Origin of the sequence: Flavobacterium sp. J372 (assembly GCF_024699965.1) — a bacterium.
Lineage (GTDB): Bacteria > Bacteroidota > Bacteroidia > Flavobacteriales > Flavobacteriaceae > Flavobacterium.
This window is the reverse complement of the sequence record NZ_JAJOMZ010000004.1, coordinates 798,973-812,524: the sequence shown is the minus strand read 5'-3', so window position 1 is coordinate 812,524 and position 13,552 is coordinate 798,973. Positions and strand designations below refer to the sequence as shown.

The 13,552-nt window shown below is 43.1% G+C and carries 9 protein-coding genes; 4 read left to right on the top strand and 5 right to left on the bottom strand.

Annotation, left to right across the window (positions count from 1 at the left end):
* The first annotated feature begins 309 nt into the window (after positions 1-309).
* From LRS05_RS03950 to LRS05_RS03940, 3 genes are all read left to right on the top strand, one after another.
* Entirely contained in the window at positions 310-2,562 is a 2,253-nt protein-coding gene (locus LRS05_RS03950) for a T9SS type A sorting domain-containing protein (RefSeq protein ID WP_257867134.1), read from the top strand.
* 368 nt (positions 2,563-2,930) lie between these two features.
* Positions 2,931-4,337, top strand: a complete 1,407-nt coding sequence (locus LRS05_RS03945; protein WP_257867133.1) for a DUF4932 domain-containing protein — start codon at positions 2,931-2,933, stop codon at positions 4,335-4,337.
* A 215-nt stretch (positions 4,338-4,552) separates the two neighbouring features.
* Positions 4,553-6,322: a T9SS type A sorting domain-containing protein gene (locus LRS05_RS03940; protein WP_257867132.1), complete on the top strand. Its 1,770-nt coding sequence runs from the start codon at positions 4,553-4,555 to the stop codon at positions 6,320-6,322.
* A 355-nt stretch (positions 6,323-6,677) separates the two neighbouring features.
* On the opposite strand, the gene LRS05_RS03935 is transcribed toward LRS05_RS03940, so the two are convergent.
* The 5 genes from LRS05_RS03935 to LRS05_RS03915 are packed head-to-tail and all read right to left on the bottom strand — an operon-like array spanning position 6,678 to position 11,440.
* Positions 6,678-7,625: a lipid A deacylase LpxR family protein gene (locus LRS05_RS03935; RefSeq protein ID WP_257867131.1), complete on the bottom strand. Its 948-nt coding sequence runs from the start codon at positions 7,623-7,625 to the stop codon at positions 6,678-6,680.
* The gene (gene mtgA / locus LRS05_RS03930) at positions 7,625-8,299 is read right to left on the bottom strand and encodes a monofunctional biosynthetic peptidoglycan transglycosylase (RefSeq protein WP_257867130.1); all 675 of its coding nucleotides are present in this window, start codon (positions 8,297-8,299) and stop codon (positions 7,625-7,627) included. Before mtgA ends, LRS05_RS03935 begins: the two co-directional genes overlap by 1 nt.
* Before the next feature lie 36 nt (positions 8,300-8,335).
* A complete protein-coding gene (locus tag LRS05_RS03925; protein WP_257867129.1) occupies positions 8,336-9,448 on the bottom strand; it encodes an FAD-binding oxidoreductase in 1,113 nt (370 codons plus the stop codon).
* Complete coding sequence (locus LRS05_RS03920) at positions 9,445-10,176, bottom strand: DedA family protein (protein WP_257867128.1); 732 nt, start codon at positions 10,174-10,176, stop codon at positions 9,445-9,447. Before LRS05_RS03920 ends, LRS05_RS03925 begins: the two co-directional genes overlap by 4 nt.
* A 25-nt stretch (positions 10,177-10,201) precedes the next feature.
* Positions 10,202-11,440, bottom strand: coding sequence for a dicarboxylate/amino acid:cation symporter (locus LRS05_RS03915; protein ID WP_257867127.1), 1,239 nt, complete (start codon positions 11,438-11,440; stop codon positions 10,202-10,204).
* A gap of 161 nt (positions 11,441-11,601) precedes the next feature.
* Between LRS05_RS03915 and LRS05_RS03910 the strand changes: the two genes are divergently transcribed.
* Complete coding sequence (locus LRS05_RS03910) at positions 11,602-13,503, top strand: S9 family peptidase (protein WP_257867126.1); 1,902 nt, start codon at positions 11,602-11,604, stop codon at positions 13,501-13,503.
* Positions 13,504-13,552: the final 49 nt, after the last annotated feature.

Sequence of the window (13,552 nt, the reverse complement as noted above, 5' to 3'; positions counted from 1 at the left end):
AACAATTGTTATAAGGCATATAGCGACTTAAATCCTATTCCATTAATTACTCAGAAGGAATTGAAATATTCCGGCTAAAGCAACACTCCTTCTAACAAAAACCCGGCTGAAGCGGGAGCAATGATGCCAATCTTTGCGGCTTGGCGCCTTTGCGAGACAAAAACCCCGCCTTAAAATCTGCGCTCTCTCCGAGATTGCCACTTCGTTTCTTCTCGCAATGACCCCAACCCCCAACATTCAATATTAAATCTTACATTACCAGTTGTTTATATTAAACATTAGTAATAGATTTACTGCAAAATCACCTTTATGAAAAAACTTTTACTTTCGTCATTATTGCTAGTTACCGGCCTTGCCTTTGCACAACCTGCAAATGACAACTGTGCCAATGCTACTGTAATACCTGTTAACCCCGGTGTTCTTTGTACACAAACTGTAAGCGGGACGCTTACCGGTGCCACCGCATCAGGTGTAGCAAACCCAACCTGCACAGGCAACCCTAATGATGATGTATGGTTTAGCTTTACAGCTACATCCCTCAAACATTCGCTTACCATAACTCCTGATACCCAAGGCATAAACATTTTATATGCACTATACACAGGAGATTGCAGCAACCTTACATATAAGGGCTGCGCAAATATTACATCACCCTTATTAAACAACATAGTTGTGGGTGAAACCTATAAGGTAAGGGTGTATAGCCAGTCAGCAAATCCACAAACAGTTAATTTTACTGCATGTATTAACACTGCCGAAGTTATTACTACCGATGCTACTATTACCCCAGCTCAGGTAATTGAGACGCTGACCGGAAATTCGCCTTGTGTATCTGTATCAAACATAACTTACAGCGGGGGCAGCACTTACGGCCAGCCTGCCAGTATAGGTACTTTCAACAGAAATAATACTTCTTTCCCTCTTGCTAGCGGTATAATACTTTCAACAGGTGCGGTTGCCGCAGCCCCCGGGCCTAACAGCACCGTGCAGAGCAGCAACCCAGGTTGGCCCGGCGATGCCGAGCTTCAGCTGCTTGGTGGTGTAAGCCAGCTTAACGACGCAACAAAACTTGAATTTGATTTTATCCCGCAGATAGACCATATGAGCTTTGATTATATCTTTGCTTCAGAAGAGTATGAAGGAACATATGCCTGCAACTTTGGAGATGTATTTGCCTTTATACTTACAGATATGGTAACCGGAGAAAAAACTAATCTGGCGGTAGTGCCGGGCACAAATACACGGGTATCAGTACTTACCATCAGAGATATGCAATATTTTTCACCGGCAGCGTGTCCCTCTGTAAATCCGCAATATTTTGGTAACTTTTACGGTGCGCTGCCCTTTGCGGCTCCCGTTAACTTTAACGGTATGACTGTACCTCTTACTGCGCAAAGTACAGTAATACCCGGCAGGCAGTACCATATTAAATTGGTTATAGCCAACGCTTTAGACCATACTTACAATTCGGCAGTGTTTCTTAAGGCAGGCAGTTTCAACATTGGTGATATCACATCAGGCTATACAAATCTTACTTCATCAAATGGCACTATACTTTGCAATGGCCAAGATACCGTGCTTAGTGTAAACGGCAGCAATACGTTAAATTATAGCTGGAAACTAAATGGCGTGCCTATACAGGGTGCAACGTCAAACACACTTACCGTGGCCGAAGCCGGCACTTATACAGTGACTATCGCCATGACAAATGGCTCAGGCTGTTCGGTAGAGCGCACCATTGAAATACATTCTGCAACATCAGGCACAGCCCCGGATTTAAATGACATGTGGGTGTATGAAGTAAACAGCGATGGCCAGGCACCATTTGACCTTGCAGCACAAGTAACAGCCATTACAAACATGACAGGTTACGCCGACATGTATGTAACCTTTCACGTTACACAGGCTGCTGCAGAAGCTTATGCAAACGCTTTGCCGATGCCATACATAAATACTGCAAACCCACAGGTAATTTATGCCCGCATACAAAACCCGGAGAACGACTGCTACGTTATATCGCAGTTCAGCATCGGGGCTGTTGACGAAAATTACCAGACACCCCCGCCAACAGGGCCGGGCATACAAGGTTTTGTACCGGGTGATACGCTTGCAGATATTGAGATTGAAGGAGAGAACATACTTTGGTATGACAACCCGGGCTCTGACGCAACCGGCAAGTTTACAACCGACAGCGTAGATACCCCGCTGCCACTTACAACCCTATTGGTTGACGGTATGACCTACTACGCATCTCAAACCAAATTCGGGCGTGAAAGTGTAGAGAGGCTGCCTGTTACCATAGATGCTGCAATGGGCACTAATGGCGTTAATTTTAAAAACTTCTCTTACAGGCCAAACCCTGTGAAAGACATACTGCAGCTATCGAACGGAGCTGCTATTGACAAGGTTGAAGTTTACAACATTGTAGGACAGAAAGTGAAGTCTGAGAATGTAGGTAAAACTGATGTTTCAGTTGACCTAAACAGCCTTACAAACGGTGTTTATATTGTAAAAGTGACCTCAGCCAACACACAGAAGTCTATTAAGATCATCAAGCAATAAAATTTATTTAATTGATAAGAAGCCGCCCATGCAAATTGCCTGGGCGGTTTTTTTTAAACCAAAAAATCCCTCCTTTCGGAGGGACAAAAAACTCAACCACTAACTTAAACCTATCATAACTGTGGAAACATTATGATTTGCAATAATCAGCAATACAAAGTTCTTACTATGATACAGGCCGGTAATTACACAATTGTGCAGAAAGCTTACATAAACAACTAAAATTTAAATAGTTTTATCTAATTGTTTTAATAAAATTTCAGCACATACTGTAATGTAATATAATCTGTGCTGTCTTTATGAAGATTGCTGCCTGTAGCAGGGCGGCAATTGGAGGTCTTTTATATTTGTATAATAATTTTTTACCAATGAAACACCTGTACCTTTTTTTATTGTGTGCTATGTCAATGTCATTATATGCACAAACCATTTTGCTCGAAAAGCCTAAAGTAGATGAACGTGTTGAACTGCTCAGTATCGTTTTCCGTATGGCAGGCGCCGAAGAATATTCATCTGACGGATTCAAGCTGTACACCGACAAGATATATAAACATTTTGCACCGTATAAAAACCACCCGATTTCTGCCTTTATACAAAAACAGCGGGAAACCGTAGGTACCGGTTATGATGCAGTGATGAAAATGGCAGTGCATATAAGCCCGGCGCCGGAATTTCGCCCGCTTGTAACTTTTACCGATAATTTGCCCGAGCGTTGGGGTAAAAAGCAGGCTGAAGAGTTTCTTACGCTGCTGAGGCAATATTACAAGGATACCAAATGCGATGCGTTCTTTGTGCAAAACCGGGAGCTTTACCGCGAATCGGAAAGGCTTTTCATGCCTGTTTTTAATGAGCTTGACACCCAGTGGTATAAAGATTTTTACGGCAAAGACCCGAAAGAAAAATTCAATATCATACTTGGCCTTGGGAATGGCGGAGGCAATTACGGGCCTGACCTGGTATATCCTGACGGCAGGCGTGAGGTATTTGCCATTATGGGTACGTGGGCGCCTGACAGTGTTTCAATGCCGCAATACGGCAAAGATATTTTCCCGACGCTGGTGCATGAGTTTAACCATTCATTTGTGAATTACCTTAATGAAATGCATAAAGCAAAGCTGAAAAAGAGTGGCAGCAGCATTTTTGGTTTTGTTGAAGCGCAGATGCGCGAGCAGGCATATGCTAACTGGAAAACAATGCTTGATGAAGCGCTTGTAAGGGCGGCAGTGATAAAATACATGAAAGACCACAAGTACAGCAAAGAAGCTCTGGACACTGAAACAGGCATACAACTGAACCGCGGCTTTATATGGATTGAAGAGCTTGTTGCAAAGCTGGAAGAATACAGCGCCAACCGCAAAAAATACCTAACACTGGAAAGCTACATGCCTGAGCTTATACGTTTCTATGACAACATAAGCAAAGACTTTGGCACTCTTAAAGCGGCTTATGACAAAAGGAAGCCAAAGGTGGCCGGCATAGTCGGGTTTAAGAACAATGCACAGGATGTAAACCCAAACCTGAAGCAGCTTCAGGTAATGTTTGACAGGCCGCTGCTGGGCAAAGGCTATTCTGTAAACCTGGGCGACAAAGGCAGGGACTTTTTCCCTGATATCAAAAAAATCACCTATTCTGCAGACAGGAAAACAGTATTTTTTGAAGTTTTATTGCAGCCCGGCAAAGAATATGAAATGGTGCTTACCGGAAGATCTTTTAAATCTGAAGACGGTATAGGGATGGACGACTATCCCATTAAATTCAAAACAGCGTTGAAGTAATTTTGAAAATAGTTTTGCTTTCCGAGAGAGTACTTACCGAAAAAATTAATTTTGAATTTCACCCTGTGTTGCGAGCGCCATTAAGCATTTTGCAACTAATCTTAAAGTTATTTGTTTTAAAACAGAATTAATATCTATTCCAAAAATTTACATAAAATGCATGAATATGAGTAATAAGTAGTTACATTTACATATAACCACAAATCAATTCATCCATGAAAAAAAATTTACTCTATTTAGCATTTACTGCTTTTACAACTGCGGGCCTTTACGCACAAATCAATGTAAGCGCTACCGGCGGAACGGGTGCAGGCACCTACACTACCCTTAAAGGCGCATTTGACGCAATAAATGCCGGTACACACCAGGGGGCTATCACTATTGATGTAACTGCAAGCACAGCCGAAACGGACGCTGCTGTGCTTAACGGAAGCACATCACCTGCAAGCTATACTTCTGTATTAATTAAGCCTGCAACAGGTGTTACAGCTACAATATCCGGCTCAATTGCAACAGCTATCATCAAGCTTAATGGGGCTGATAATGTTACCATAAACGGCAGCAACAACGGCAGTTCATCCCGAAACCTTACCATCAATAACACACTTGTTGCCGGAACAGGCCAAAACCCGGCGGTGTTGTGGGTAGCAAGTACGCTTACAGATGGCGCTAATAACGTTACTTTGAGAAATATCAATTTTGCAGGGTCTACCCCGACAGGAACCGTGGGTAATGTTCTTGTATCAGGATCAACACTTGGTGCAGCCGAAGTTTCAAATAATAATTTTACCGCAATAAATAATACTTTTGTTAGGGCACAAAATGGAATTTTCGCTATAGGTAACGCCACCACAACCGATACAGGATGGGTTATCCGTAACAATGAAATCGGTTCTACCGTTGCAGCAGACAAAATGCTGTTCAGGGGTATTGCTGTACAAAATGCTAAGAATTTTGAAGTGAGCGGGAATGTTATCAATGGCGTTGTAATAGGGTCTACAAGTACTGCGCAAGGTATGCTTATTGGCGTAGGGGCTACAGATGGTTCTATTTTTAATAACGTAATTTCAGATATTAAAAACACAAATGCGGATGGCTATGGCGCGGTAGGCCTTTACCTTAACTCAAACAGCACTACTGCCAACTTACTTGTTTATAACAACATTATAAGCGATGTTACAGGAACCGGCTATGCGCTAGGCGGAGCATTGGGAGATAACGGTAACGGAATTTTTGTTGCACAGGGAGCGGGTTATAAAATATATTATAACACTGTTGTCTTAAACACCAACCAAACCAATGGAGGAAGGCCAGCAGCTATAAATGTGGCAGTAGGGGTTACTGCTGCCGGCGCAATTGATCTGCGCAATAATATATTTGTAAATACACAAACCACAACGGGCCAAAGGTATGCTATATACTCCGGTGCGCCCAATACCGTTTTTTCTAATATTAATAATAACGATTACTATACAACAGGTGCCAACCTGGGCTATATAGGTGCTACCAACAGGGCAACGCTTACAGACATACAAACAAGCTTTGGCGGTAATACCAACTCTATAAGCGTATTGCCTGTGTTTATGTCAGCAACAGATTTCCGTGTTCAGGCAATTGCTGCAAACGCAGCGCTTGACAACAAAGCTACTCCTGTAGCTGAAGTTACTACAGATGCCGACGGAGCTACAAGAAACGCAACAACACCTGATCTTGGCAGTTATGAATTTAGTGCGCCACTGTCTACCCAGGTATTCACAAAATCTCGTGTAATTTACAATAATCCTGTGGCAGATTACCTGAATATAAAGACTGACAGAGAGATACAAACTGTTGAGATATTCACCCTTTCAGGTCAAAGTGTAAGCAAAACTGACATTAATGCTGTTGAAGGTGCAATAGATATGCGCAGCTTATCATCAGGTATTTATGTTATGAAGATAACTTCTGAAGGCCAAACAAGTTCGATAAAGGTTATTAAGAAATAATAAATAAATACTTAAGTGAAAAGGCTGTCGAAAGACAGTCTTTTTTTTTTAACCAATTGCTAATACAGTATTTCAAAGAACCTGACAAAACCTGAAATACCAAAACCAAAATTAAATCACATATTTCAAACCTAAACACAAGGCCTAAAACCTAAAACCGAAGACCTAAACCGACACTGCAAAGGTACAACTGGTTTAAAAAACGATGGTTACAAAACCCGTTCAAAAATTAACCGTTCATCGATTATTTTCTTAACATAAAAAAGTGTTAATGCTTTCGCCTTTCCTGAACGAGGGTGATACGAAATTCTACGTTTTTGCTATAAGATGTTAAAAAGTGTTAACAGCAAATTTCTTATAAGAAATATCCTATGTTTATTGAGCCATAGTAAAATCCGGTGATAACTCGGTTTGAGAGCTCTTTACCTCTGTAATTTATTGAATATGAAAAGTTCCAGTTTTGCTTTCGCCACTTAACTCCCATTTCTCCATTAAAACGCCACGGTAAAATCGGGAAAGTCACCGGGTTTTGTTCCGGGTCTTTAAACCTGTTCCCCTGGATTGTTGCATCATATTCCTGATAATTAACTGATGGCGAAAAAAACAGGAAGAGTTCGCTTTGCCGGTATTTTTCTTTTTCGCGGAAAAGAGCAGCACCGTGCAGCGCCGAATCATACATTGGTGTCAGCAGTCCTTTTAAGCTTATACGCGCAGTAATTCCAAGTGATCCGCCCATCCATATCGTACCGGCGTTGATGTCGCCCCACGCATGAAAATCTACTTTTTCCCTAAACCGTCCACTAAATATTTTCTTCGAGTAAAATAAATTCGCCTGCAGCACCAATGCTGTTTTAATCTGGTACTGCCAGCCCTGTACTTTCTTGTATCCCAACAGGTTATGCAGCCCTTCCTGTACTTGCTCGCCCTGCGCCTGAGGCCCAACTACGCCGATTTGAAAATTCATTTTCAGCACGTCCTCGTTCAGGTAAAACTTGTTGATTCCTGCCTCGGCAAAGAGATAACCTGCAAAGGGCCTGTCGTTTACGTTGATATCAGCCGCACTGGCAGACTGCGGATTGTAGATATATTGGCCCAGCCTGAATTCCGTAACTCGTTTCGCTACATTTTCACTTTTGTGATTGCCGAGATAGCGGTAGTATAGCTCAAGCCCGTTTGTGTAATACTGGTCGTTTTCCCATGATGTATAAAGGTCATTATCAGTAATTACGCCTATCTCAGATGGCCGTTGGGCCAAAACCTGAAGTGAAAAAATTGCGAGGTAAAAAATGTAAAACCTTTGCATCAGTACTCCAGCTTTACGTAACGCATAAGCCTCACAATACGCCCTTTACGCCTCTCTATATATGATGATGAGCGTACAGGGTTGTACTTCCGTGGGTTGGGCAATATTGCTGCTATGCCTGCTGCTTCCCTCTTTGTCAGGGCTTTAGCATTTTTGTGATACCAGTGCTGGCAGGCCGCCTGCGCCCCGTACACGCCTTTACCCATTTCAATGCTGTTGAGGTAAACCTCCATAATACGCTCTTTGCTCCAGAAGATTTCAATAAGCACTGTGAAATAGGCTTCCAGGGCTTTACGCACATAACTCCTTCCCTGCCAAAGAAATACATTTTTAGCAGTCTGCTGTGATATGGTGCTGCCACCCTTTATCTTTTTACCTTTTGAGTTATGCTCATAGGCTTTCTGCATTGCTTTGAAATTGAAGCCGTTATGGGTGAGGAAGGTATCGTCTTCAGAGGCAATTACAGCTTTCTGGAGGTTTTCAGATATTTCTTCTATAGGAACCCAATCATGGCTGAGGCCTACATTGTCTTCATTCCAGTATTCAATATACCGCGAAAGCATGAGCGGGGTTACCGGCACCGGCACCCACCTGAAAATAATGACCGATAGTATTGAAAGCCCTATAAACCAAAGGAATAGCTTAAGGAGAAAACGTGAAATCTTGCGAAGCATATAGGTTAGTTATGGAGCAAAATTAGGAATAAATCTTTAAACCAAATCGGCAAGCTCCTGCCCTATTATGCTACCGATGGCCACACCCATGCCGCCGAGCCTAACACCACAATACACATGCTCTGAAAGCTGCTGTACCACCGGGTTTTTGTGTGTGCCCATACCCATAATTCCGCTCCAGCGATGGGCTATTTTGAAATCGGTTCCGGGCAGGATTATTTCGCGAAGCATAGTTTCTAGTTTGTTCTGAATCAGTTCTGTATTTCCGAAATCAGTTGTGGTTTCGCCCTCAAAGTCAAGATTGCGGCCGCCTCCGAAAAGTATCCTGTCTTCAAAATTACGGAAATAGTAATAGCCCCGGTCAATGTGAAATGTCCCGCGGATGTCAAGATTTGGTATAGGCTCTGTGATAAGTACCTGTGCACGTGCGGGTTTTACAGCGCCTTTTGTCAATCCTCCGGCAAAACCGTTGGTGGCAAAAAGCACTTTTTTAGATGTGAAATTAAAATCGCCCAAAGCTACATCCACACCATCTCCTCTTTCCTGGATTGAAGTCACGGTTTGCCCGTTCAGTATCATGATATTGTTCGCATATGCTTCTTTCAGCAATGCCTGCATCATGTTACCGGTATTGATTTGCGCCTCAAACGGATTAAATATCAGGTAATCATGTATATCGTTGAACCCGAAACGGTCAACTTCTTTCGCAAATACATCTGTTTTAAAAAGCGGCTTCAGTACCTCGTTTACAAACGGCATACGGCGCAGGCATTCTTCGTAACCCGATGCGTTATCTTTCAGGAAAAGCTCATAACCGCCGTAAGGTTTGTAGTCAACAGCAGCATCGCCAAGACGTTTTCTCAGAAGTTGCAGGCCGTTCCATCGCCTTGTAATAAGCGAGATTACTTCTTCTTCGGTATGGTTTTTCAAATCATCATTAATTTCAGAAAGGCTACCGAAACAAGCGAAACCCGCGTTCTTTGTACTTGCGCCCTGTGGTAAAGGGCCACTCTCTAAAACCAGGATTTTGCTTTCAGGGAAACGCTCACGCAGGCGCAATGCCGTATGCAGGCCCACAATGCCGCTGCCTACAATAGTATAGTCAACATTGGTGAACCACGTGTTTATTTCCCAAAAGCTCAGTTTCATCCCGGAAGGTTATCGTCCTGGCCGTCTTCAAGCTCTTCAACAGCCTCTTTTTCAGTCACTCTGTTTCCTTTTATCGCATTTAGAATAAGCGGTACGGTAGTGATTGCCACTATACCAAGGATGATGATTTCGATGTGCTTTTTCAGGTCAATATCCATATGGTTCAGGAACAGGTCATACAGGTAATGCCCTGCAAATATGAGGATGAACGCCCAAAGGAATGAGCTGAGGATATTAAAGAACATGAACTTCTTCTTATCCATCTTTACCACACCGGCAATAATTGGCGCAAACGTCCTGATTATCGGCAGGAAACGCGCAAAAATTATGGCACGCCCACCGTGTTTTTCGAAGAACTCATGTGACTGTATAAGGTACTTTTTCTTGAACCAGAAAGAATCTTTTTTATTATAAAGGTAGCTTCCGCTTTTGGCGCCAAACCAGTACCCGAAAGTATTGCCCACAATACCCGACAGCGCTACGAATGTTGACAGCAATGCCACATTAAGAAAATCATTTTCCATTGGCATTATGGTATTCATCAGCTCATTGCTGTAGATACCCGCAAGGAACAACAGGCTGTCGCCCGGAAGGAAAAAGCCCGCAAAAAGGCCTGTTTCGGCAAAAACTATAAAAAGCACAACATAGATGCCGACAGGAACGCCTGACACCGTTAGGTTAATATAAAATTCAGGGTTTAAAAGTTGCGTCCAGTGAAAACTGTCCATAATTGATTGAGTTTATTTGATTGATTTAATTTGATTCAGGTTTTCTTTCCCACTTGTCTACAGCCGTGGTTGCCAGCGCATTACCCAAAACATTGGTCGCACTGCGAAACATATCGCAAAAATGGTCTATCGGCAATATCAGCGCTATACCTTCGGCAGGGATGTCAAACATGGCGCAGGTTGCAATCACCACAATTAGCGATGCACGGGGAACCCCTGCCACACCTTTGCTCGTAAGCATAAGCACCAGCAGCATAAGCAGCTGCTTCTCGATAGGCATATCAATCCCGTATACCTGTGCTATGAAAAGGCTTGCAAAAGTCATATACATCATACTGCCGTCAAGGTTAAATGAGTAACCTAAAGGCAGCGTGAATGATACAATTTTAGGGTCGGCGCCAAAACGCTCCAGCTCTTCAGTAAGTTTCGGGAATACAGCTTCACTGCTTGTAGTTGAAAAAGCTATAAGCAAAGGGCTTCCAAGCCTTTTGAGCAACGTCCAGAGCCTGTTGCCGAGAATAAGGAAACCTACTATCAATAGCAAGATCCACAACAATGCAATACCCAACAGAAATGCCCCAAAATAATTGATATATACTGCAAGAATTCCTAATCCGTAAACAGCTATTGCGGCAGCCACAGCACCAAAAACGCCGAATGGCGCCACCCACATAATGTAGCTCACCATTTTAAGGATAGCATGCGCAACAGTATCAAGCGCCTTGATTATTGGTGTGGAAATCTCTTTCATTGATGCCAGCGCAATACCGAACATTATGGAGAATATCACTATCTGCAAAATCTCGTTGGTAGCCATTGCCTCGATAAAGCTTTTCGGCACTACATGCACCACAAAATTTTCAATGGAAAATGTGCCGGTATTGGCTACCAATTCTTTAGCGGCATCTTCGTTGGCCATACTACGGTCTATCCCCGCGCCCGGCTTCAGCCAGTTTACAAGCACCATGCCTAAAAGCAATGACGAAAGTGATGCTGTAATAAACCATGCAAGGGCTTTGCCGCCAACACGTCCTACCATTTTCATATCGCCCATTTTAGCAATTCCTACTACAAGTGTAGTAAATACCAGCGGCGCTATGATCATCTGCACCATCCGGATGAAAATGGTTCCGAGCAGTTTAATTTTTTTAGCGAAATCTGCCGTTTCTTCAGGCAAAAAATTGGTGTTTACATACCAGCCGAGCAATACCCCAAGGAACAAGCCGCCGATTATTGCGATAAATAATTTTGTATTGCTTCTCACACACTAAAATTTAAGTCCGTGAAATTACTCATATTTTTTTAAACAGCAGTTTTCTGCCACAGGTAAAGTAGTTTTTTGATGGTAATTTAATTAAACAGGCAATCGCATTCCGTTTCCGCATTTTGAAGAATTGCGTACTTTTAAGCCCAAATAAACGCAACATGAAGAAATTATTATTTTTAACCCTCACACTTATGGGAGTATCGGCTTCGGCACAGCAAAAAATGACACCTGAACTTTTGTGGAAACTTGGCCGTGTAAGCTCACTGGGGATTACTATCGACGGAAAGTCAATTATTTACAAGGTATCGACTCCTGATGTAGCTGAGAATAAATCAAACTCAAAATTCTATATCATTCCTGTAAACGGCGGGGCGGCTAAAGAAATAACTGAATACAAGCAGTTGCTGAAAGATAAATATGTTTCGCCTGACGGTAAGCTGCAGCTGACACATAAAGAAGTGAAGGTTTCAAAAGTAAACGGAAAGGATTTTTACCCTGAGCTTGAAAAGTCAACGGCACAAGTATACAATGGCCTTGACTATCGCCACTGGGACACCTGGAATGACGGCACTCACAACCATGTGGGCTATCACCCGGTAAATGATAAAGAAGCCTTTACCGACATCATGCCGAATGAACCTTATGACTCACCACAGAAACCTTTTGGCGGTGAAGAAGACTACACATGGGCTCCGGATGGTAAATATATTGTTTACGTTGCGAAGAAAAAAGCCGGCACAGCCTATGCCGTAAGCACCAATACCGATTTGTATGAATATAACCTGGCTACTAAACAAACAAAAAATCTTACATCCGGTAATCCGGGATATGACACGCACCCTGCATTCTCCCCGCAGGGCGACCTAAGCTGGCTGCAGATGAAGCGCGATGGCTATGAGGCTGATAAAAATGATATTATTGTTCGGCACAACGGCATCGACATCAACCTAACTGCAAATTGGGACGGTACTGTTGACAGTTTCACCTGGAGCGAAGACGGCAAAAAGGTATATTTTAGCGCCGCTGTTGACGGGACAAAACAACTTTTTGAAGTAAACTTCCCGGGCCGTACACGAATCGCGATAACGGTGAGACAAGTTACCGATGGCATGTTTGACGTGAACAGCATTGTAGGCTTCACAGCTGGAAAAATTATAGTAGAGCGTGCTGACATGAACCGCCCTACCGAAATTTACAGTTATGACCTGAAATCAAAAAAATGGCAGCAGCTTACAAACGTGAACGATGCCCTGCTTGCAGGCATCGGCAAGAGCAAAACTGAAAAGCGCTACGTAACTACTACAGATGGTAAAAAAATGTTGGTTTGGGTAATCCTCCCGCCTGACTTTGATGCGAAGAAAAAGTATCCGGCGTTACTGTACTGCCAGGGCGGACCGCAAAGCGCGCTTACCCAATTCTACTCATACCGTTGGAATTTCCAATTAATGGCAGCACAGGGCTACATTGTAGTAGCGCCAAACCGCCGCGGTATGCCGGGCCATGGTGTTGAATGGAACGAGCAGATAAGCAAAGACTGGGGAGGCCAGGTGATTAATGATTATCTTTCTGCTATTGATGATGTAGCCAAAGAACCTTATGTGGATAAAACACGTTTAGGGGCTGTTGGCGCGAGCTACGGCGGCTATTCGGTGTTCTACCTTGCCGGGATGCACAACAAGCGTTTTAAGACCTTCATTTCGCATTGCGGCGTGTTCAACCTGCAAAGCATGTACGGAACGACTGAAGAGGTATTTTTCACCAACTGGGACAGTGGCGGGCCGTACTGGGAAAAAGATAATACAGCAGCACAAAAGACTTACAGTCAATTCAATCCGGTAAATTTTGTAACAAAATGGGATACCCCGATACTTATTATACAAGGCGGTAAAGACTACCGTGTGCCTATCGGGCAGGGGCAGGAAGCTTTCCAGGCGGCACAGTTGCTGGGAATAAAGAGCCGTTTCCTGTATTTCCCTGATGAAAACCACTGGGTACTGAAACCGCAAAATGCCATGGTATGGCAACGGGAATTCTTTAAATGGCTCGCCGAAACCTTGTAAAAAGATTAATCAATTATATTAAAAACGCTATTTTAGCGGCCCTAAATAA

Coding starts and splice junctions, on each gene's coding strand:
- LRS05_RS03950 (WP_257867134.1), top strand. CDS start 310: ATGAAAAAACTTTTACTTTCGTCATTATTGCTAGTTACCGGCCTTGCC.
- LRS05_RS03945 (WP_257867133.1), top strand. CDS start 2,931: ATGAAACACCTGTACCTTTTTTTATTGTGTGCTATGTCAATGTCATTA.
- LRS05_RS03940 (WP_257867132.1), top strand. CDS start 4,553: ATGAAAAAAAATTTACTCTATTTAGCATTTACTGCTTTTACAACTGCG.
- LRS05_RS03935 (WP_257867131.1), bottom strand. CDS start 7,625: ATGCAAAGGTTTTACATTTTTTACCTCGCAATTTTTTCACTTCAGGTT.
- mtgA (WP_257867130.1), bottom strand. CDS start 8,299: ATGCTTCGCAAGATTTCACGTTTTCTCCTTAAGCTATTCCTTTGGTTT.
- LRS05_RS03925 (WP_257867129.1), bottom strand. CDS start 9,448: ATGAAACTGAGCTTTTGGGAAATAAACACGTGGTTCACCAATGTTGAC.
- LRS05_RS03920 (WP_257867128.1), bottom strand. CDS start 10,176: ATGGACAGTTTTCACTGGACGCAACTTTTAAACCCTGAATTTTATATT.
- LRS05_RS03910 (WP_257867126.1), top strand. CDS start 11,602: ATGAAGAAATTATTATTTTTAACCCTCACACTTATGGGAGTATCGGCT.